The organism is Luteibacter sp. UNC138MFCol5.1 (genome assembly GCF_900110505.1).
GTDB lineage: Bacteria > Pseudomonadota > Gammaproteobacteria > Xanthomonadales > Rhodanobacteraceae > Luteibacter.
The window spans coordinates 1-16,804 of the sequence record NZ_FODZ01000013.1 but is presented as its reverse complement, the minus strand read 5'-3'; the positions used below and the strand labels follow the sequence as shown (position 1 = coordinate 16,804).

29 protein-coding genes and 1 pseudogene are annotated in these 16,804 nt (G+C 63.8%); all 30 read right to left on the bottom strand.

The features are described from left to right. Positions 1-58: 58 nt before the first annotated feature. Positions 59-1,432 carry a class II 3-deoxy-7-phosphoheptulonate synthase gene (locus BMY69_RS19080; RefSeq protein ID WP_090181226.1) on the bottom strand — a complete coding sequence of 458 codons (1,374 nt, stop codon included), beginning with the start codon at positions 1,430-1,432 and terminating at the stop codon, positions 59-61. Between the two features lie 41 nt (positions 1,433-1,473). Continuing rightward, positions 1,474-1,974, bottom strand: a complete 501-nt coding sequence (locus BMY69_RS19075) for a disulfide bond formation protein B (protein ID WP_090181225.1) — start codon at positions 1,972-1,974, stop codon at positions 1,474-1,476. 163 nt (positions 1,975-2,137) lie between these two features. Further along, positions 2,138-2,524, bottom strand: coding sequence for a 50S ribosomal protein L17 (gene rplQ / locus BMY69_RS19070; RefSeq protein ID WP_090054969.1), 387 nt, complete (start codon positions 2,522-2,524; stop codon positions 2,138-2,140). A 209-nt stretch (positions 2,525-2,733) separates the two neighbouring features. Continuing rightward, complete coding sequence (gene rpoA, locus BMY69_RS19065) at positions 2,734-3,732, bottom strand: DNA-directed RNA polymerase subunit alpha (protein WP_090054970.1); 999 nt, start codon at positions 3,730-3,732, stop codon at positions 2,734-2,736. A 16-nt stretch (positions 3,733-3,748) separates the two neighbouring features. After that, the gene (rpsD, locus tag BMY69_RS19060; protein ID WP_090054972.1) at positions 3,749-4,375 is read right to left on the bottom strand and encodes a 30S ribosomal protein S4; all 627 of its coding nucleotides are present in this window, start codon (positions 4,373-4,375) and stop codon (positions 3,749-3,751) included. Between the two features lie 11 nt (positions 4,376-4,386). Continuing rightward, entirely contained in the window at positions 4,387-4,773 is a 387-nt protein-coding gene (rpsK, locus tag BMY69_RS19055; RefSeq protein WP_007513384.1) for a 30S ribosomal protein S11, read from the bottom strand. Between the two features lie 12 nt (positions 4,774-4,785). After that, positions 4,786-5,142 (bottom strand): 30S ribosomal protein S13, encoded by a 357-nt coding sequence (rpsM, locus tag BMY69_RS19050; RefSeq protein ID WP_072322787.1) that lies wholly within the window; start codon positions 5,140-5,142, stop codon positions 4,786-4,788. 127 nt (positions 5,143-5,269) lie between these two features. Beyond that, positions 5,270-6,592 (bottom strand): preprotein translocase subunit SecY, encoded by a 1,323-nt coding sequence (gene secY / locus BMY69_RS19045; RefSeq protein WP_090054974.1) that lies wholly within the window; start codon positions 6,590-6,592, stop codon positions 5,270-5,272. Between the two features lie 4 nt (positions 6,593-6,596). Continuing rightward, a complete protein-coding gene (rplO, locus tag BMY69_RS19040) occupies positions 6,597-7,028 on the bottom strand; it encodes a 50S ribosomal protein L15 (protein ID WP_090054975.1) in 432 nt (143 codons plus the stop codon). Between the two features lie 5 nt (positions 7,029-7,033). Next, positions 7,034-7,231 (bottom strand): 50S ribosomal protein L30, encoded by a 198-nt coding sequence (gene rpmD / locus BMY69_RS19035; RefSeq protein WP_045831139.1) that lies wholly within the window; start codon positions 7,229-7,231, stop codon positions 7,034-7,036. Further along, positions 7,224-7,733, bottom strand: coding sequence for a 30S ribosomal protein S5 (rpsE, locus tag BMY69_RS19030; RefSeq protein WP_090054977.1), 510 nt, complete (start codon positions 7,731-7,733; stop codon positions 7,224-7,226). Before rpsE ends, rpmD begins: the two co-directional genes overlap by 8 nt. Before the next feature lie 124 nt (positions 7,734-7,857). Next, a complete protein-coding gene (rplR, locus tag BMY69_RS19025) occupies positions 7,858-8,208 on the bottom strand; it encodes a 50S ribosomal protein L18 (RefSeq protein ID WP_090054978.1) in 351 nt (116 codons plus the stop codon). Between the two features lie 30 nt (positions 8,209-8,238). Further along, a complete protein-coding gene (rplF, locus tag BMY69_RS19020; RefSeq protein WP_090054980.1) occupies positions 8,239-8,766 on the bottom strand; it encodes a 50S ribosomal protein L6 in 528 nt (175 codons plus the stop codon). 11 nt (positions 8,767-8,777) lie between these two features. Next, positions 8,778-9,173 (bottom strand): 30S ribosomal protein S8, encoded by a 396-nt coding sequence (rpsH, locus tag BMY69_RS19015; protein WP_090054982.1) that lies wholly within the window; start codon positions 9,171-9,173, stop codon positions 8,778-8,780. A 127-nt stretch (positions 9,174-9,300) separates the two neighbouring features. Continuing rightward, entirely contained in the window at positions 9,301-9,606 is a 306-nt protein-coding gene (gene rpsN / locus BMY69_RS19010; protein WP_090054983.1) for a 30S ribosomal protein S14, read from the bottom strand. 13 nt (positions 9,607-9,619) lie between these two features. Beyond that, entirely contained in the window at positions 9,620-10,159 is a 540-nt protein-coding gene (gene rplE, locus BMY69_RS19005) for a 50S ribosomal protein L5 (RefSeq protein WP_090054984.1), read from the bottom strand. 12 nt (positions 10,160-10,171) lie between these two features. Further along, positions 10,172-10,483, bottom strand: a complete 312-nt coding sequence (gene rplX / locus BMY69_RS19000; RefSeq protein ID WP_090054986.1) for a 50S ribosomal protein L24 — start codon at positions 10,481-10,483, stop codon at positions 10,172-10,174. Positions 10,484-10,497: 14 nt separating this feature from the next. Then, a complete protein-coding gene (rplN, locus tag BMY69_RS18995) occupies positions 10,498-10,866 on the bottom strand; it encodes a 50S ribosomal protein L14 (RefSeq protein WP_090054987.1) in 369 nt (122 codons plus the stop codon). An 11-nt stretch (positions 10,867-10,877) separates the two neighbouring features. After that, on the bottom strand, positions 10,878-11,138 hold the full coding sequence (gene rpsQ, locus BMY69_RS18990) for a 30S ribosomal protein S17 (protein WP_090054989.1): 261 nt from the start codon (positions 11,136-11,138) through the stop codon (positions 10,878-10,880). Positions 11,139-11,149: 11 nt separating this feature from the next. Continuing rightward, positions 11,150-11,335 (bottom strand): 50S ribosomal protein L29, encoded by a 186-nt coding sequence (gene rpmC, locus BMY69_RS18985; RefSeq protein WP_090054990.1) that lies wholly within the window; start codon positions 11,333-11,335, stop codon positions 11,150-11,152. Further along, positions 11,335-11,748 carry a 50S ribosomal protein L16 gene (gene rplP, locus BMY69_RS18980; RefSeq protein ID WP_090054992.1) on the bottom strand — a complete coding sequence of 138 codons (414 nt, stop codon included), beginning with the start codon at positions 11,746-11,748 and terminating at the stop codon, positions 11,335-11,337. The genes rpmC and rplP overlap by 1 nt, the downstream gene beginning before the upstream one ends. An 11-nt stretch (positions 11,749-11,759) precedes the next feature. Continuing rightward, positions 11,760-12,491: a 30S ribosomal protein S3 gene (gene rpsC, locus BMY69_RS18975; protein ID WP_090054994.1), complete on the bottom strand. Its 732-nt coding sequence runs from the start codon at positions 12,489-12,491 to the stop codon at positions 11,760-11,762. Between the two features lie 15 nt (positions 12,492-12,506). Continuing rightward, positions 12,507-12,842: a 50S ribosomal protein L22 gene (gene rplV, locus BMY69_RS18970; protein WP_029213891.1), complete on the bottom strand. Its 336-nt coding sequence runs from the start codon at positions 12,840-12,842 to the stop codon at positions 12,507-12,509. Next, a complete protein-coding gene (gene rpsS / locus BMY69_RS18965; RefSeq protein ID WP_029213892.1) occupies positions 12,842-13,114 on the bottom strand; it encodes a 30S ribosomal protein S19 in 273 nt (90 codons plus the stop codon). The genes rplV and rpsS overlap by 1 nt, the downstream gene beginning before the upstream one ends. A 12-nt stretch (positions 13,115-13,126) precedes the next feature. After that, positions 13,127-13,948 (bottom strand): 50S ribosomal protein L2, encoded by an 822-nt coding sequence (rplB, locus tag BMY69_RS18960; RefSeq protein ID WP_090054995.1) that lies wholly within the window; start codon positions 13,946-13,948, stop codon positions 13,127-13,129. 18 nt (positions 13,949-13,966) lie between these two features. Then, a complete protein-coding gene (rplW, locus tag BMY69_RS18955; RefSeq protein WP_046967254.1) occupies positions 13,967-14,260 on the bottom strand; it encodes a 50S ribosomal protein L23 in 294 nt (97 codons plus the stop codon). Continuing rightward, positions 14,257-14,859, bottom strand: coding sequence for a 50S ribosomal protein L4 (rplD, locus tag BMY69_RS18950; protein WP_090054997.1), 603 nt, complete (start codon positions 14,857-14,859; stop codon positions 14,257-14,259). The genes rplW and rplD overlap by 4 nt, the downstream gene beginning before the upstream one ends. A gap of 11 nt (positions 14,860-14,870) precedes the next feature. Continuing rightward, entirely contained in the window at positions 14,871-15,512 is a 642-nt protein-coding gene (gene rplC, locus BMY69_RS18945) for a 50S ribosomal protein L3 (RefSeq protein WP_089978135.1), read from the bottom strand. Between the two features lie 20 nt (positions 15,513-15,532). Next, the gene (gene rpsJ / locus BMY69_RS18940) at positions 15,533-15,844 is read right to left on the bottom strand and encodes a 30S ribosomal protein S10 (protein WP_014402136.1); all 312 of its coding nucleotides are present in this window, start codon (positions 15,842-15,844) and stop codon (positions 15,533-15,535) included. Positions 15,845-16,423: 579 nt separating this feature from the next. Beyond that, positions 16,424-16,804, bottom strand: a pseudogene (tuf, locus tag BMY69_RS18935) (elongation factor Tu); the annotation flags it as partial.

Below are 16,804 nucleotides of genomic sequence, written 5' to 3'. Positions count from 1 at the left end.
GCACCGGCGTACGCCGGTGCCCACGGCGGGGTGGTCGGTGGGGCGATAGCGCCCTGGCTCAGCCCATGCCGCCCGACTTGCGCACGATCAGCATCGCCATCTCGAGCGACTGCTCGTAGTTCAGGCGTGGGTCCACCATCGAGCGGTAGGCGCGGTCGAGGTCGCCTTCCACCAGGTCGCGCGCGCCGCCGAGGCATTCCGTGACGTCCTCGCCCGTGAGTTCGAGGTGCACGCCGCCGAGGCGCGTGCCCGCCGCCGCGTGGATGTCGAACGCCTGGTCGAGTTCGCCGGCGATGTTCGCGAAGCGGCGGGTCTTGTAGCCGTTGCTGGTGCTTTCGGTGTTGCCGTGCATCGGATCCGCGACCCACAGCACGCGACGGCCTTCGCGCTTCACCGCCTCGAGCAGCGGCTGCAGTTGCGTGGCGATCTTGTCGTTGCCCATGCGATGGATCAGCGTGAGGCGACCCGGCTCTTCGTTCGGGTTCAGAACGTCGATGAGGCGCAGGAGGTCGTCTGGCTGGACGGTCGGGCCGACCTTCACGGCGATCGGGTTGCGGATGCCGCGGAAGTATTCCGTGTGCGCGCCATCGAGCGCGGCCGTGCGCATGCCGATCCACGGGTAATGCGTGGACAGGTTGAACCAGCCGTCCTGGCGCGGCACCTGGCGCGTGAGGGCTGCTTCGTAGTGGAGCAGCAGCGCCTCATGCGAGGTGTAGAAGTCGACACGCGAGTAGCTCGAGATCGACTGACCGGCCAGCGTCTCCATGAAGCGCAGCGAGTCGCCGATGCTGGCGACCATGCGGCGGTACTCGGCGGCCAGCGGCGAGTGCTCGACCCAGGCCAGGTCCCAGTACTCCGGATGGTGCAGATCGGCGAAGCCGCCGTCGATCAGCGCGCGGACGAAGTTCATCGTCATCGCCGAGCGCGAGTGCGCCTTGATGAGGCGATTCGGATCGGCGCGACGGGCCGCGGGCGTGAACTCCGGGCTGTTGACGAGATCGCCGCGGAACGCGGGCAACGTCACGCCGTCGCGCGTTTCCGTGTCCGCGGAGCGCGGCTTCGCGTATTGGCCGGCGAAACGACCGACGCGCAATACCGGCTTCTTGAGGCCGTGCACGAGCACGAGGCTCATCTGCAGCAGCACCTTCAGGCGGTTCGAAATGATGGGGCTCGTGCAGTCGGCGAAGCTTTCCGCGCAATCGCCGCCCTGCAGCAGGAAACGTTCGCCTTCCTGCGCCTCGGCGATGCGCTGCTTCAGCGCGAGAATCTCCCACGACGTCACCAGCGGCGGCAGCTCGCCGAGCTGCGCGAGCGCGCGGTTGAGCTCGTCGGCGTCTTCGTAGGTCGGCTGCTGGAGGGCGGTCCTCGACCGCCACGATGCCGGCGTCCAGTCGATGGACGGGGGCGTTACGGCTTTGAGGATGTGCGACATGACGGTGCTCTGCTTGGATGCGCCCCACGGGGCGCGGGAAGTCAACGAACGGTGCGACGAACGGCCAGGATGGCCCACACGGTGAGAACGACGAACCAGATCAGCGTCCAGCCCGGCATGGGCACGCCGAGGATCGGCTCGATCTTGGCGCACTCGCCCGAGCCGGTGAACGCCAGCTTCAGCATCTTGACGAACGGAAACGCGTCGAAAAGGTAGCCAAGGCCCGGCCCACACGCGGGGACCTGGTCAGCCGGCAGCGACTGCAACCACAGGTGGCGCCCCGCGGTCGCGATGCCCCAGAGGCCACCCAGCGAGATCAGCGTGGCATACACCGCGCGTTTGCCGGTGGTACGCGGCGCATGCAGGCCCCCGATGAGAAAGAACAACCCCATGACGCACACTGCGATGCGCTGGAAGATGCATAGCGGGCACGGGTCGAGGTGCATGACGTACTGCGAATACAGCGCGAACGCCATGAGACCGATGCAGACGACGAATCCAGCGAGGTAGCGCGTGCGGAAGGACCAGGTACGAGGGTTCATTCGGGGGATGGTGCGTTGCGGGACACCCACGTTAACGCTTTGTGGAGGGGTTTGTCAGTAGGCGCGCGCAGTTTCATTTGTAACCGTGACAACGACTTGCGGCATAAAAAAACCCCGGCAGGTCACCCTGCCGGGGTTTCGTGACAACGGTGAGCCGAAAGGCTTACTCGGCGTCGACGGCGTCGGTCTTGGCCGGGCGATCCACCAGCTCGACGTACGCCATCGGGGCGTTGTCGCCCGGGCGGAAGCCGCACTTGAGGATGCGCAGGTAGCCACCCGGACGCTGCTGGTAGCGGGGGCCGAGCTCGACGAACAGCTTGCCGACGGCCTGCTTGTCGCGCAGGCGCGAGAAAGCGAGGCGGCGGTTGGCGACGCCATCGGTCTTCGCGAGCGTGATGAGCGGCTCGGCGACGCGACGGAGTTCCTTCGCCTTGGGAAGGGTGGTGCGGATCAGCTCATGCTTGATCAGCGACGCGGCCATGTTCTTGAACATCGCTTCGCGGTGGCTGCTGGTGCGGTTGAGCTTGCGACCGGATTTCTGGTGGCGCATGACGTCTACTCTCTATGTCTGTTGTTATGAAAAGCCGATCAGGATGAGTCGACTTCCCGCGGTTACCCGCTATTCGAGGCTGTCAAAACGCCCCGTTATAAGAGCACGGCCTCTGTGGACCGCTTTGGTAAGCCGATCGAAGTGCCTTGGGCATCGACCGGATGGCGCAAAGGATCGGGGCGATCGAAAAGCGATCGCCCCGTGATGCATCAGCCCAGCTGCATGCCGTGCGAAAGGCCCGGCGGCGGCCAGTTTTCGAGCTTCATGCCGAGTGCGAGACCACGCCCGCCCAGGACATCCTTGATTTCCGTCAGCGACTTCTTGCCCAGGTTCGGCGTCTTCAGCAGCTCGACCTCGGTCTTCTGGACCAGGTCGCCGATGTAGTAGATGCTTTCGGCCTTGAGGCAGTTCGCGGAGCGGACCGTCAGTTCGAGATCGTCGATCGGACGCAGCAGGAGCGGATCGAAACCGCCCTTCTCCGCCTTGGTCGAGTCGCTCTCGCGGCGCGAGAAGTCGCCGAACACCGACAGCTGGTCGTTGATGATTTCAGCCGCCTTGCGGACGGCGTCTTCGGCACCGATCGTGCCGTTCGTCTCGATGTCGAGCACGAGCTTGTCGAGGTTGGTGCGCTGCTCGACACGAGCGGCGTCCACTTCGTAAGCCACGCGCAGGACCGGCGCGAACGACGCGTCGAGCTGCAGACGGCCGATCGGCCGCGTCTCGTCATCCGGATGCTGGCGCGCGCTGGCCGGCTGGTAGCCGACGCCGCGACGCACCTTCAGGCGCATGTTCAGAGCCACATCCTTGGTGAGGTGGCAGATCACGTGCTCGGGATTGACGATTTCGACGGAGTGATCGACCGCGATGTCGCCCGCGGTGACCACGCCCTTGCCCTTCTTGGCCAGCGTCAGGGTGACTTCATCACCGCTGTGCTGACGGATGGCAACGTCCTTGAGGTTCAGCAGGACTTCGATCACGTCCTCCTGCAGGCCTTCCAGAGTGGTGTACTCGTGCAGCACGCCGTCGATTTCGACCTCGACGATCGCGCTGCCCGGAATCGAAGAGAGCAGCACGCGGCGCAGCGCGTTGCCCAGGGTGTGACCAAAGCCACGCTCGAGCGGCTCGACCACCACCTTAGCGCGGTTCGCTCCAAGCTGCTCGACGCTGAGGCCACGAGGCCGCAGCACACTAGTTGACGAAACTGCCATGCAAGGCTCCGGTGGATTACTTCGAGTAAAGCTCGACGATCAGGGCTTCGTTGATATCGGCCGGCAGATCGCCACGATCCGGGACGGCCTTGAACGTACCCGCGAACTTCTTGCTGTCGACCTCGACCCACGACGGACGAAGATCCATCGTGTCGTAGATCGTCGCCGCTTCCTGCACGCGCAGCTGCGTGCGGGCCTTCTCGGTCAGCGAAACCTCATCGCCCGGACGGACGTGGTACGAAGGCACGTTGACCTTCTTACCGTTGACCGTGACGGACTTATGGGCAACGAGCTGACGAGCCTGGGCGCGGGTGACCGCGAAACCCATGCGGTAGACGACGTTGTCGAGACGGCTTTCCAGGAGGCGAAGCAGGTTTTCACCCGTGTTGCCCTTCTGGGTCGAAGCCTTGGTGTAGTAGTTGCTGAACTGACGCTCGAGCACACCGTAGATGCGCTTGACCTTCTGCTTCTCACGAAGCTGCACAGCGTAGTCGGACAGACGGGCGCGCTTGTTGGCGCCATGCTGACCGGGCTTGTTTTCGAGCTTGCACTTGGAATCAAGCGCGCGAGCCGGGCTCTTCAGACCGAGGTCCGTACCCTCACGACGCGCCAGCTTGCAGGTAGCTCCACGATAACGGGCCATGGTTATGCTCCTTAGACGCGACGCTTCTTGGGGGGACGGCAGCCGTTATGCGGAATCGGCGTGACGTCGATAATGTTGAGCACCTTGTAGCCCAACGCGTTCAGAGAGCGCACGGCCGACTCGCGGCCCGGGCCGGGGCCCTTGATGCGCACTTCCACGGTCTTCACACCGTAGTCGCCAGCGGCGCGGCCAGCCTTCTCGGCGGCGACCTGCGCTGCGAACGGGGTCGACTTGCGGGAGCCGCGGAAACCCGCGCCGCCTGCGGTCGCCCACGACAGGGCGTTGCCCTGGCGGTCGGTGATCGTGACGATGGTGTTGTTGAAAGAAGCCTGCACGTGGGCCACGGCATCCGTGACAACGCGCTTGATCTTCTTCTTGGTCTTAACAGGCTTAGCCATGTTCGGTATCCGTTACTTCTTGATCGGACGACGCGGACCCTTGCGGGTACGGGCGTTGGTACGCGTGCGCTGGCCGCGCACCGGCAGGCCGCGACGATGGCGCAGGCCACGGTAGCAACCGAGGTCCATCAGGCGCTTGACCGCCATGCCGATTTCGCGGCGGAGGTCGCCTTCGACCGTGTACTTCGCGACTTCGGCGCGGATCTTCTCGACCTCGCCTTCGCTCAGCGACTTGATGGGAGTGGTCGCAACCACGCCCGCGTCCACGCAGACCTGCTTGGCCCGCGACCGGCCGATTCCGTAAATGCTCTGCAGACCGACCCAGACATGCTTCTGGACCGGCAAATTGACACCCGCGATGCGCGCCATGATGTACTGTCTCCGATGCGTTTCGTGCGCGGTAAACGCGCAATTCTAACCTGAATTAACCTAAACGGGAAGTCCTGCGGCGCCAGGCGCCGCGGCCTCCCCTACTTGGGGGCTGTTCCGTCGCGTCTCAGCTGCGACGGAGATTCGACTTCTTGAGCAGACTCTCGTACTGGTGGCTGACGAGATGGGCCTGGACCTGAGCCGTGAAGTCCATCACCACCACCACCACGATCAGCAGCGAAGTGCCGCCGAAATAGAACGGGACGTGCCAGGCGTTCTGCATGAACGTGGGCACCAGGCAGACCAGCACGATGTAGAGCGCGCCGACGCCGGTGAGCCGGGTCATGACGCCATCGATGTAGTCCGCCGTGGCGCGACCCGGACGAATGCCCGGAATCAACGCGCCCGAACGCTTGAGGTTATCGGCCGTTTCCTGCGAGTTGAACACGATCGCCGTATAGAAGAAGGCGAATCCGATCACCAGCACCGCGAACACGATGTCGTGGACCGGCTCACCCGGGCTCAGCGCCGTGGTCAGCCACTGCAGCCAGCGGGACTGGTGGGCGGAGCCGAACCAGGTTGCCGCGGTTGCAGGGAAAAGCAGCAGGCTGGTCGCGAAGATCGGCGGAATGACGCCCGCCATGTTGATCTTCAGCGGCAGGTGCGAGGTCTGGCGCTGGAACTGACGCTGGCTGCCCTGCTTCGCGTAGTTCACGGTGATACGCCGCTGGGCGCGCTCCATGAACACCACGAACGCCGTGACCGCGAGGATCACCACGGTGACCATCAGCAGCTTCAGCACCGACAGCTCGCCGTTGTTCGCCATGGTCAGCGTGTGCACGATCGCACCGGGCAGACCCGCGACGATACCGGCGAAGATCAGCATCGAGATGCCGTTGCCGATGCCGCGCTCCGTGATCTGCTCACCCAGCCACATCAGGAACATGGTGCCGGCGGTAAGGCCGACGACCGACGCGAGGACGAAGCCCGCACCCGGCATGTAGACCACCGGCGCACCACCCGCCGCGACCTGCTTCTGCAGGGCCACCGCGATGCCGAACGCCTGGAAGGCCGCGAGGCCGACCGTGCCGAAGCGCGTGTACATGGTCATCTTGCGACGACCCGACTCGCCTTCCTTGCGCAGTGCCTGGAGCGACGGAATGACCGAGCCCATCATCTGCACCACGATGGATGCCGAAATGTACGGCACCACACCGAGAGCGAACACCGAGAAGCGGGACAGCGAACCGCCCGAGAACATGTTGACCATGTTCAGCAGGCCGCCACCGCCTTCGACCAGGCTCGTCATCGCCTCGGGGTTCACGCCCGGAACGGGAATGAACGAACCGAGGCGGAAGACGATCAGCGCACCGATAAGGAAAAAGATGCGCTGACGCAGTTCCGTCAGTTTGCCCAGCGAGCCGAGCGTTGTGCCCTGCGCTGCAGCCACCTGATTACTCCACGCTGCCGCCGGCGGCTTCGATGGCCGCCTTGGCGCCGGCCGTCGCAAGCACGCCCTGGAGCTTGATGGCGCGAGAGATCTCGCCCTTCAGCACCACCTTGACCTTCTTGGCGCGGCTGGACACGAGGCCAGCGGCGTGCAGAGCGATCAGGTCGATCGTGTCGGCCTGGATCGAAGCCAGCTGGTACAGCATGACCTGCTCGGTGTCGGCCTTCTTCAGCGAGCGGAAGCCCACCTTCGGAAGACGACGCTGCAGCGGCATCTGACCGCCTTCGAAACCGACGCGGTGCGTGTTACCGGCACGGGCGTGCTGACCCTTGTGACCACGGCCGGCGGTCTTGCCGAGGCCGGAGCCGATACCGCGGGCGACGCGGGTGCGGGTCTTGCGGGCGCCCTTGCCGGGCTTGATGTCGTTAAGACGCATGATGCTTACTCCTCGACCCGGACCAGGTAGTAGACCGTGTTGATCAGACCACGGACCTGGGGGCTATCCTTCAGTTCGCGCACATCGTTGAGCTTGTTCAGGCCGAGGGCCTTGACGCTCAGACGATGACGACCCTGCACACCGCGCAGGCCCTTGACCAGGCGGACGCGGACGGTGCCGGCGGTTTCGTTGTTCTTAGCCATTGCCCAGCACCTCTTCGATCGTCTTGCCACGCTTGGCGGCGATGCGCTTCGGCGAGGCGACGGCCTGCAGACCCTTGATCGTCGCGCGGACGAGGTTGATCGGGTTGCGCGAGCCGACGGCCTTCGCAAGGACGTTCTTCACGCCGACGACTTCGAGGACGGCGCGCATGGCACCGCCGGCGATGACGCCGGTACCCTCGGAGGCGGGCTGCATGAAGACGCGGGCCGCACCGTGGTTGGCCTTGATGGCGTACCACAGCGTGCCGTTGTTCAGTTCGATGGTCACCATGTTGCGGCGGGCGCGCTCCATGGCCTTGGAAATGGCGACCGGCACTTCACGGGCCTTGCCATAACCGAAGCCGACGCGACCCTCGCCATCGCCGACGACCGTCAGCGCGGTGAAGCTCATCTGGCGGCCACCCTTGACGGTCTTGGCCACGCGGTTGACGGCGATCAGCTTTTCAAGCATGCCGTCCGAATTTTCGCGATCTGTCGAGGACATCTCTTTTCCTGTCTGCCCGGGAAGGACCCCGGGACTTCACGTTTACGGCTTGGTCGCCGCTTGGAGTTGTAGGTACTTCGGGCGACACCGGCCCCGAGGGGCCGATGCCGTGGCCTGACGCCTCTTAGAACTTGAGGCCGGCCTCACGCGCCGCGTCGGCAAGTGCCTTGATGCGACCGTGATAACGGAAACCCGAGCGATCGAACGCGACGGCTTCGATACCGGCGGCCTTGGCGCGCTCGGCAACGATGCGACCCACCGTGGAGGCGGCTTCGACGTTCTTCTTGCTCTTGAGGCCTTCGGCGACCGACTTCTGCACGGTCGAGGCAGCTGCCACGACGGTGCCGTTCGGCGCGAAGACCTGGGCGTAGATGTGCTGACCGGTGCGGTGCACGCTCAGGCGGGCGACGGCGAGCTCACGGATGTGGGCGCGGGTCGACTTGGCGCGGCGCAGGCGGGATTCGTTCTTGTTCATCGTCTCGTCTCCAGGAAGCGGATAGGCTTATTAAGCCTTCTTGGCTTCCTTCAGGATGATCGTCTCGCCGGCGTAACGGACGCCCTTGCCCTTGTAGGGCTCCGGCGAACGGAATGCGCGGATCTTGGCTGCCACCTGGCCCACGAGCTGCTTGTCGGCGCCCTTGATGAGGACTTCCGTCTGCGTCGGGACTTCGATGGTGATGCCTTCCGGCGCCTCGAACACGACCGGGTGCGAGTAACCGAGCGACAGGTTCACCGACTTGCCGGTGAGCTGAGCGCGGTAACCGACGCCGACGAGCTCGAGCTTCTTCTCGAAGCCGGCCGACACGCCCTGGACCATGTTGGCGACGATCGCACGCGCCGTGCCGCCGAACTTGTCGTCCGCGCCGTCGGCGAGAACGATGTTCACCACGCCATTCTCCTGCTGGAACGAAACGCCCGGCAGTTCATGGGTGGTCAGGGTGCCCTTCGGGCCCTTGACGGTGACGGTGCCGTTGGCGACCGAGAGTTCGACGCCCTTGGCGAGCGTGATGGGCTTTTTGGCTACACGTGACATGTCGGGACTCCTTACGCCACCTGGCCGATGACTTCGCCGCCCAGACCCTTGGCACGGGCCTGCGCGTCGGTCAGGAGACCGGCGGAAGTCGAGATGATCGAGATACCCAGGCCACCGAGGACCTTCGGCAGCTCGTCCTTGCCGCGGTAGACGCGGAGACCGGAACGGCTGACACGGGAAATGGACTCGATGGCCGGACGGCCTTCGAAATACTTCAGCTTGATCTCGAGGACCGGCTTGCCGCCTTCGTCGGCGGTGCGGGCGTCGAGGATATAGCCTTCGTTCTGCAGAAGCGTGGCAACCGCCAGCTTCATCTTCGACGACGGCATACGGACAACCGACTTGCCAGAGGCCTGGCCATTGCGGATGCGCGTAAACAGATCGGCGATGGGATCAGTCATGCTCATAAGAAAACCCTTGAGAGTGCACCGATATCCGAATTACCGGAAATCTTAAATTGTAAAGCCGACAGAAGTCGGTCTGCGTTGCGCAGACCGACGACTATAACAGCTTGTCCCGCCGTTGGCGAGTTTTTTACCAGCTAGCCTTGCGCAGGCCCGGCACGTCGCCACGCATGGTGGCTTCGCGGAGCTTGTTGCGGCCCAAGCCGAACTTGCTGTAGACGCCACGCGGACGACCGGTCAGGGCGCAGCGGTTACGCTGGCGCGACGGGCTCGCATCGCGGGGAAGCTTCTGCAGCTTCGTCTGGGCTTCCATCTTCTCGTCATACGAGGCGGTGGCGCTCAGCACGATCGCCTTCAGTTCGGCGCGCTTGGCGGCGTACTTCTTGACGAGCTTGGAGCGCTTGATATCGCGCTCGATCATCGAGGTCTTGGCCATGTTCTACCTGTAATCAGTTGCGGAACGGGAAGCTGAAGGCTTCCAGCAGCGCCTTGGCTTCTTCGTCGGACTTGGCGGTCGTGGTGATGGAGATATCCATACCGCGCAGCGCGTCGACCTGATCGAAGTCGATTTCCGGGAAGATGATCTGTTCCTTGATGCCGAAGTTGTAGTTACCACGGCCATCGAAGGCACGGCCGGAGACACCACGGAAGTCGCGCGTACGCGGCAGCGAGATGTTGATCAGGCGGTCCAGGAATTCCCACATCTGGGCACGACGGAGCGTGACCTTGCAACCGATCGGCCAACCGTCGCGGATCTTGAACGAAGCGACCGACACGCGGGCCTTCGTCGTGACCGGCTTCTGGCCAGCGATCTTGGTCATGTCGGCGACCGCGTTCTCGAGGATCTTCTTGTTACCGGCGGCTTCGCCGACGCCCATGTTGAGCGTGATCTTCGTGATGCGCGGAACCTGCATGACGTTCTGGTAACCGAAGCGCTCGGTGAGCTTCTTCATTACCGACTCTTTGTAAAACGTTTCAAGGCGGGTCATGACTTCGATTCCTTACGCGTCGACCACTTCGCCCGAACGGAACACGCGCACCTTGCGCCCGTCCTCGAGCGTCTTGGTGCCAACGCGCTCGCCCTTGTTCGTGGCGGAGTTGAAGAGCTGGACATTGGAGATATGGATCGAGGCCTCACGCTCGACGATACCGCCCGGCTGGTTGGCCTGAGGGTTCGGCTTGGTGTGGCGCTTGACGAGGTTCACGTTCGAAACGACCACGCGGTCGCCATCGACGCGCAGCACGTCACCGCGCTGGCCCTTGTTCTTGCCGGTGATGACGACGACGTTATCACCCTTGCGGATACGGTTCATGGTCTGGCCTCCGCTCAGAGCACTTCAGGCGCGAGCGAGACGATCTTCATGAACTTCTCGCTGCGCAGCTCGCGGGTAACCGGCCCGAAGATACGGGTGCCGATCGGCTCGAGCTTGTTGTTGAGGAGGACGGCCGCGTTACCGTCGAAACGGATAACCGAGCCATCCGAGCGACGCACACCCTTGGCGGTACGAACCACCACGGCGTTGTACACCTCGCCCTTCTTGACCTTGCCGCGGGGAATGGCGTCCTTGACGGTCACCTTGATGACATCACCGACGCTGGCATAACGGCGCTTCGAGCCGCCCAGCACCTTGATGCACATCAGTTCCTTCGCGCCGCTGTTGTCCGCCGCGGAAAGCGTGCTTTGCATCTGGATCATCGCAGCTCTCCTTAAACTTCAGCGCGCGTGACGATTTCGACCACGCGGTGGTGCTTCGTCTTCGACAGCGGACGGCACTCCGCGATGCGGACCACGTCGCCCTCGTTCGCACCGGTTTCGTCGTGTGCGTGGAGCTTCGTGGAGCGGCGGATGATCTTGCCGAGCAGCGGGTGCTGCACCTGGCGCTCGATCAGGACCGTTACCGTGTTGGCCATCTTGTTGCTGATGACACGCCCCGTGAGGGTGCGTGCCGCCTTCGTGTTATCGCTCATGTCCGCCGTCCTTACTTCTTGCCGCCGAGCACGAACTTCGTGCGGGCGATGTCACGCCGAACGCGGCGCAGCTGGTGCGGCTGAGTGAGCTGACCGGAGCCTTTCTGCATGCGCAGATTGAACTGCTCCTTGCGAAGGTCCAGCAGATGCTGCTTCAGCTCTTCCGCCGACTTGTCGTTGATTTCTTTGATGGCCATTACATCACCGCCCTGGAGACGAACTGGGTCTGGACCGAGAGCTTGGCAGCGGCCAGGCGGAACGCCTCGCGCGCGGTCGCCTCGTCGACGCCTTCGATTTCATAAAGCATGCGGCCCGGCTGGATCAGGGCCACCCAGAACTCGACGCCACCCTTACCTGCACCCATTCGGACTTCGATGGGCTTGCGGGTGATCGGCTTGTCCGGGAACACGCGGATCCAGAGCTTGCCGCCACGCTTCACGTAGCGCGTGATGCAACGACGGGCCGCTTCGATCTGGCGCGCGGTCAGCTGACCGTGCGTCGTCGACTTCAGGCCGTACTCGCCAAAGCTCACGAGGTTGGAGTTGAATGCCAGGCCGTCATTACGGCCCTTATGCATCTTGCGGTACTTGGTACGCTTCGGTTGCAACATGGCAACGCTCCTTACTTGGCAGCCCGATCGCGATCGCGGCGGTTTTCACCACCCTCGCGACGCGACGACTGCTGAGGCTGCTGTTCTTCCTTCGACTCAGCCGTGGCGGCCGCCAGATCGAAGATCTCGCCCTTGTAGACCCACACCTTGACACCGATGATGCCGTACTGGGTCTTGGCCTCGGCGGTGCCGTAGTCGATGTCCGCACGCAGGGTGTGCAGCGGAACGCGACCTTCGCGGGCCCACTCGGAGCGCGCGATTTCGGCGCCGTTGAGACGGCCGGAAACGTTGATCTTGATGCCGAGGGCACCGAGGCGCATCGCGTTGCCGACCGAGCGCTTCATCGCGCGGCGGAACATGATGCGACGCTCGAGCTGCTGAGCGATGGACTCCGCGACGAGCTGGGCATCGAGCTCCGGCTTACGGACTTCGCTGACGTTGATGTGCGTCGGGACGCCCATCATGTCGGTGACTTCCTTACGGAGCTTCTCGATGTCCTCGCCCTTCTTGCCGATCACCACGCCCGGACGGGCGGTGTGGATCGTCACGCGGGCGGTCTTGGCCGGGCGCTCGATCTGGATCTTCGAGATACCGGCGGCGGCGAGCTTCTTGCGCAGCATCTCGCGGACCTTGAGGTCGGCAGCGAGGTACTGGGCGTACTCACCCTTGTTGGCGTACCACTTCGAGTTCCAGTCCTTGGCAATGCCGAGGCGGATACCGGTGGGATGAACTTTGTGACCCATCGTTTCTTACCCCAGTCAGTTGCCCACAACCACAGTGATGTGGCTGGTGCGCTTCAGGATGCGCGAACCGCGGCCTTTGGCGCGGGCATACATACGCTTCATCGCCGGACCTTCGTCGACGAAGATGCGAGCCACCTTCAGCTCGTCGACGTCGGCACCGAGGTTGTTCTCGGCGTTGGCGACGGCGGAGAGCAGCACCTTGCGGACAAGGTGGGCGGCTTTCTTGTTGGTAAAGGCGAGCACGTCGCTGGCTCGGCCCACGGGCATACCGCGGACCAGGTCAGCCACCAGGCGTGCCTTCTGCGCCGAGATGCGGGCGCTGCGCAGGATCGCTTTGGCTTCGGTGCTCATCACTTGCCCTTCTTATCGCCGGCGTGGCCCTTGTAGGTGCGGGTCACCGCGAACTCGCCGAGCTTGTGCCCGACCATGTTCTCGTTGATGAGCACCGGCACGTGCTGGCGGCCGTTGTGGATGGCGATGGTCAGACCGACCATCTCCGGCAGGATCATCGAGCGACGCGACCAGGTCTTGATCGGACGCTTGTTGTTGGCGGAAACGGCGGCTTCCACCTTCTTTACGAGGTGCAGGTCAACGAACGGACCTTTCTTTAGAGAGCGCGGCATGATCGTTTCCTATTACTTGCGACGACGCACGATGAACTGCTGGGTGCGCTTGTTGTTGCGCGTCTTGTAACCCTTGGTCGGCGTGCCCCACGGGCTGACCGGATGACGGCCGCCGGAGGTACGGCCTTCACCACCGCCGTGCGGATGGTCGACCGGGTTCATGACCACGCCGCGGACGGTCGGACGGATGCCCTTCCAACGCTTGGCGCCGGCCTTGCCGAGCTTGCGCAGGCTGTGCTCGGAGTTGCCGACTTCACCGATGGTGGCGCGGCATTCGACCGGGACGCGACGCATTTCGCCGGAGCGGAGACGCAGCGTGGCATAGCCCTGCTCGCGAGCGACCAGCTGGACCGAGGCGCCGGCCGAACGCGCGATCTGCGCACCCTTGCCCGGCTTCATCTCGATGCAGTGGATCGTGGAACCGACCGGGATCGAACGAAGCGGCAGGCAGTTGCCCGGCTTGATCGGGGAGTCGGAACCCGACACGAGACGGTCGCCCACCGCCACGCCCTTCGGCGCGATGATGTAGCGGCGCTCGCCGTCGGCGTAGCACAGCAGCGCGATGTGCGCGGTGCGGTTCGGATCGTATTCCAGACGCTCGACAACGGCGGCGATGCCTTCCTTGTCACGCTTGAAATCGATGATGCGGTAAGCCTGCTTGTGACCGCCGCCGCGATGACGCGTGGTGATGCGACCGAAGTGGTTGCGACCGCCGGTCTTCGACTGCGATTCGGTCAGGGGCGCGTACGGTGCGCCCTTGTGCAGACCTTCGGTCCGCACGCTGACTGCGTCGCGGCGGCCCGGGGAGGTCGGCTTGTGAGTGATCAGTGCCATCTCAATTCAACTCCTGGCTCAGGCCTTGGCCGACACGTCGATCGTGTGACCGTCGGCGAGGCGCACGTAGGCCTTACGCTTGCCCTGGCGGTTGCCAGTGCGGAAGCGGAACGACTTGACCTTGCCCTTCGTGTTCACGAGGTTCACGTCCACGACCTTGACGTCGAAGAGGTGTTCCACCGCTGCGCGGACATCGGCCTTGGTCGCCTCGGGCGCCACGACGAAAACGTACTGGTTGTTCTCAGCAAGGCGAGCCGACTTCTCGGAGATGTGCGGCGCGCGAAGCGTGTTGAGCGTGCGTTCGGTGCTCATGCGAGCCACTCCTCGACCTTCTTGACCGCGTCCACCGTCATGACGACGTAGTCGCTGCCGACCAGGCTGACCGGATTCAGGGCCAGCACGTCGACGACGTGGATGTACGGAATGTTGCGAGCGGACAGGTACAGCGCTTCGGTGGCGTCTTCCGACACCAGCAGCACGCGACCCTTGACTTCGAGCTCGGCGAGCTTGGCGATCATGCCCTTGGTGCTCGGGGCTTCCATCGACAGCTCGGAGACGACCTTCAGACGGTTCTGGCGGTTCAGCTCGGCGACGATCGAACGGATCGCGACGCGGTAAGCCTTACGGTTGACCTTCTGCTCGAAGCTGCGCGGCTTCGCTGCGAACGTCACACCACCACCGACGAAGATCGGAGCGCGGTAATCGCCGTGACGAGCGCCGCCGCCCTTCTGCTTCTTGAACTTCTTGGTCGTACCCGACATCTGACCGCGAGACAGCTGAGCCTTCGTACCGGCACGGCCAGCCGCCTGATAGGCGGTGACGACCTGGTGCACGAGGGCCTTCTTGTACTCGCCGCCGAACACGTCGTCCGACACGGTGAGCGCCTTGGCGCCAATAACGTTGAGTTCCATGGCGTCTCTCCTCAGCCCTTGGTCGTCGGACGAATCACGACGTCACCGCCCGGCGCGCCCGGGACTGCGCCCTTGACCGCGATCAGGTGGCGCTCGGCGTCGACCTTGACAACTTCGAGGCCCTGCTGCGTGCGGTTCACCGCACCCATGTGGCCCGACATCTTCTTACCAGGGAACACGCGGCCCGGCGTCTGGCGCTGGCCGATCGAGCCCGGGGCGCGATGCGACAGCGAGTTACCGTGCGTGGCGTCGCCCATCTTGAAGTGGTGACGCTTGATGGTGCCCTGGAAACCCTTACCCTTCGACACGCCGGCGACGTCGACCGTCTGACCGACGGTGAACACGTCGTCCGCCTTGATCTCGGTGCCGATCGCGTACTTGCCTGCGTCTTCCGCGGAAACGCGGAACTCCCACAGACCGCGGCCCGGCTCGACCTTGGCGTTAGCGTAATGGCCCTTCAGCGGGGCGGTCAGGAGCGAGGCGCGCTTCGCGCCCGTCGTGACCTGCACGGCGCTGTAGCCGTCGTTTTCTTCGGTCTTCACCTGCGTCACGCGATTCGGGGTCGCTTCAATCAGCGTCACCGGAATCGAGCGGCCGTCTTCGGTGAAGAGCCGGCTCATGCCGCACTTGCGGCCAACCAGTCCGATACTCATCTTCGTATCCTTTAGTCCGCTCAGCCGAGCTTGATCTGGACGTCAACGCCAGCCGCGAGATCGAGCTTCATGAGCGCGTCCACGGTCTTGTCGTTGGGGTCGACGATGTCCAGAACGCGCTTGTGAGTACGGGTCTCGTACTGGTCGCGGGCATCTTTGTCGACGTGCGGCGACACCAGAATGGTGTAGCGCTCGATCTTGGTCGGCAGCGGAATCGGGCCGAGGACCGTGGCGCCAGTGCGCTTGGCCGTCTCGACGATTTCGCTGGCCGAACGGTCGATCAGACGATGATCGAACGCCTTGAGCCGGATGCGAATCTTTTGGTTCGCCATAAAACCGTGTCCTGTTATCGAAAGAACGTTCTTGTGATTCGGAGGGGCTTCTCGCCACCCCCGCACAACCCAAAACTACAAACTACGGGTACCGCAACGGGCCGCTCCGCAGCGGCTGGAAGCCACCCGAACGACCCGAAAAAGTCAGGCAGGCCGAATAAACAGCCTGCCTAGACGAAAAAGTATAGAATGCGCAAAAAATAACGTCAACAGAGCGTGAGCCCCGTCGGCGATTGGCACCCTACCCGGCTTCCCTGCCTGCGAACTCGAAGCGCCTTCCGTGCACCTCATTTCGCGTGGTCCGGGGCCGTGGAGGCACCCGGGAATCTTAGCCCGCGAATTGTAGCAGGGCCTTTGCGGGAATGGAAGGGGGTGGTTGGAGCGGGAGATGGGAGGTGGGAAATGGGGGCGCGCGATCGAACGCTGCCACGCAATTCAACGCGACGCGCCAGCGCAGACTATCCCGCAACCCAGATCGCACGCCGGCCATGCCGCCCCACCCCTATCCCCAGTCCCCAATACAAAAAAAGGCGAGGACTCGCGTCCTCGCCTCTCGTCTTCCCGTAGCGGGAACCCGGCTTACTTGATGATCTTCGACACCACGCCGGCGCCGACGGTGCGGCCGCCTTCGCGGATCGCGAAGCGCAGACCTTCGTCCATCGCGATCGGGAAACCGAGCTCGACCGTGATCTTCACGTTGTCGCCCGGCATCACCATCTCGGTGCCTTCCGGCAGCTTGATCGAACCGGTCACGTCCGTCGTGCGGAAGTAGAACTGCGGACGGTAGTTGCTAAAGAACGGCGTGTGACGGCCACCCTCGTCCTTCGACAGGATGTACACCTCACCCTCGAACTGCGTGTGCGGCGTCACCGAACCCGGCTTGGCCAGCACCTGGCCACGCTCGACGTCTTCACGCTTCAGACCGCGGACCAGCACGCCGACGTTGTCACCGGCCTGACC

What these genes read in the sequence shown, in the direction of transcription:
- rplB (WP_090054995.1), bottom strand. Translation starts at nt 13,948, where the DNA reads ATGGCACTGATCACTCACAAGCCGACCTCCCCGGGCCGCCGCGACGCA.
- rplD (WP_090054997.1), bottom strand. Translation starts at nt 14,859, where the DNA reads ATGGAACTCAACGTTATTGGCGCCAAGGCGCTCACCGTGTCGGACGAC.
- rpsJ (WP_014402136.1), bottom strand. Translation starts at nt 15,844, where the DNA reads ATGGCGAACCAAAAGATTCGCATCCGGCTCAAGGCGTTCGATCATCGT.
- rpmC (WP_090054990.1), bottom strand. Translation starts at nt 11,335, where the DNA reads ATGGCCATCAAAGAAATCAACGACAAGTCGGCGGAAGAGCTGAAGCAG.
- rpsK (WP_007513384.1), bottom strand. Translation starts at nt 4,773, where the DNA reads ATGGCTAAGCCTGTTAAGACCAAGAAGAAGATCAAGCGCGTTGTCACG.
- rpsQ (WP_090054989.1), bottom strand. Translation starts at nt 11,138, where the DNA reads ATGAGCGATAACACGAAGGCGGCACGCACCCTCACGGGGCGTGTCATC.
- rpsE (WP_090054977.1), bottom strand. Translation starts at nt 7,733, where the DNA reads ATGTCCTCGACAGATCGCGAAAATTCGGACGGCATGCTTGAAAAGCTG.
- rplO (WP_090054975.1), bottom strand. Translation starts at nt 7,028, where the DNA reads ATGCGTCTTAACGACATCAAGCCCGGCAAGGGCGCCCGCAAGACCCGC.
- rplF (WP_090054980.1), bottom strand. Translation starts at nt 8,766, where the DNA reads ATGTCACGTGTAGCCAAAAAGCCCATCACGCTCGCCAAGGGCGTCGAA.
- BMY69_RS19075 (WP_090181225.1), bottom strand. Translation starts at nt 1,974, where the DNA reads ATGAACCCTCGTACCTGGTCCTTCCGCACGCGCTACCTCGCTGGATTC.
- rplV (WP_029213891.1), bottom strand. Translation starts at nt 12,842, where the DNA reads ATGAGCACCGAAGCCAAAGCGATCCTGCGCAGCGCCCGCATCTCGGCG.
- rplE (WP_090054984.1), bottom strand. Translation starts at nt 10,159, where the DNA reads ATGACCCGCCTTGAAACGTTTTACAAAGAGTCGGTAATGAAGAAGCTC.
- rplW (WP_046967254.1), bottom strand. Translation starts at nt 14,260, where the DNA reads ATGAGCACCGAACGCACGCTCAACACGCTTCGCGCGCCGCACATCTCC.
- rplR (WP_090054978.1), bottom strand. Translation starts at nt 8,208, where the DNA reads ATGAACAAGAACGAATCCCGCCTGCGCCGCGCCAAGTCGACCCGCGCC.
- rplN (WP_090054987.1), bottom strand. Translation starts at nt 10,866, where the DNA reads ATGATCCAGATGCAAAGCACGCTTTCCGCGGCGGACAACAGCGGCGCG.
- rpsC (WP_090054994.1), bottom strand. Translation starts at nt 12,491, where the DNA reads ATGGGTCACAAAGTTCATCCCACCGGTATCCGCCTCGGCATTGCCAAG.
- rplP (WP_090054992.1), bottom strand. Translation starts at nt 11,748, where the DNA reads ATGTTGCAACCGAAGCGTACCAAGTACCGCAAGATGCATAAGGGCCGT.
- rplX (WP_090054986.1), bottom strand. Translation starts at nt 10,483, where the DNA reads ATGAACCGTATCCGCAAGGGTGATAACGTCGTCGTCATCACCGGCAAG.
- rpsH (WP_090054982.1), bottom strand. Translation starts at nt 9,173, where the DNA reads ATGAGCATGACTGATCCCATCGCCGATCTGTTTACGCGCATCCGCAAT.
- rpsD (WP_090054972.1), bottom strand. Translation starts at nt 4,375, where the DNA reads ATGGCCCGTTATCGTGGAGCTACCTGCAAGCTGGCGCGTCGTGAGGGT.
- BMY69_RS19080 (WP_090181226.1), bottom strand. Translation starts at nt 1,432, where the DNA reads ATGTCGCACATCCTCAAAGCCGTAACGCCCCCGTCCATCGACTGGACG.
- rplC (WP_089978135.1), bottom strand. Translation starts at nt 15,512, where the DNA reads ATGAGTATCGGACTGGTTGGCCGCAAGTGCGGCATGAGCCGGCTCTTC.
- rpoA (WP_090054970.1), bottom strand. Translation starts at nt 3,732, where the DNA reads ATGGCAGTTTCGTCAACTAGTGTGCTGCGGCCTCGTGGCCTCAGCGTC.
- rpsS (WP_029213892.1), bottom strand. Translation starts at nt 13,114, where the DNA reads ATGCCGCGCTCTCTAAAGAAAGGTCCGTTCGTTGACCTGCACCTCGTA.
- rplQ (WP_090054969.1), bottom strand. Translation starts at nt 2,524, where the DNA reads ATGCGCCACCAGAAATCCGGTCGCAAGCTCAACCGCACCAGCAGCCAC.
- rpsN (WP_090054983.1), bottom strand. Translation starts at nt 9,606, where the DNA reads ATGGCCAAGACCTCGATGATCGAGCGCGATATCAAGCGCTCCAAGCTC.
- rpsM (WP_072322787.1), bottom strand. Translation starts at nt 5,142, where the DNA reads ATGGCGCGCATCGCGGGTGTCAATTTGCCGGTCCAGAAGCATGTCTGG.
- rpmD (WP_045831139.1), bottom strand. Translation starts at nt 7,231, where the DNA reads ATGGCTAAGAACAACGAAACCGCCGGCACCGTCCGCGTCCGCCTGGTC.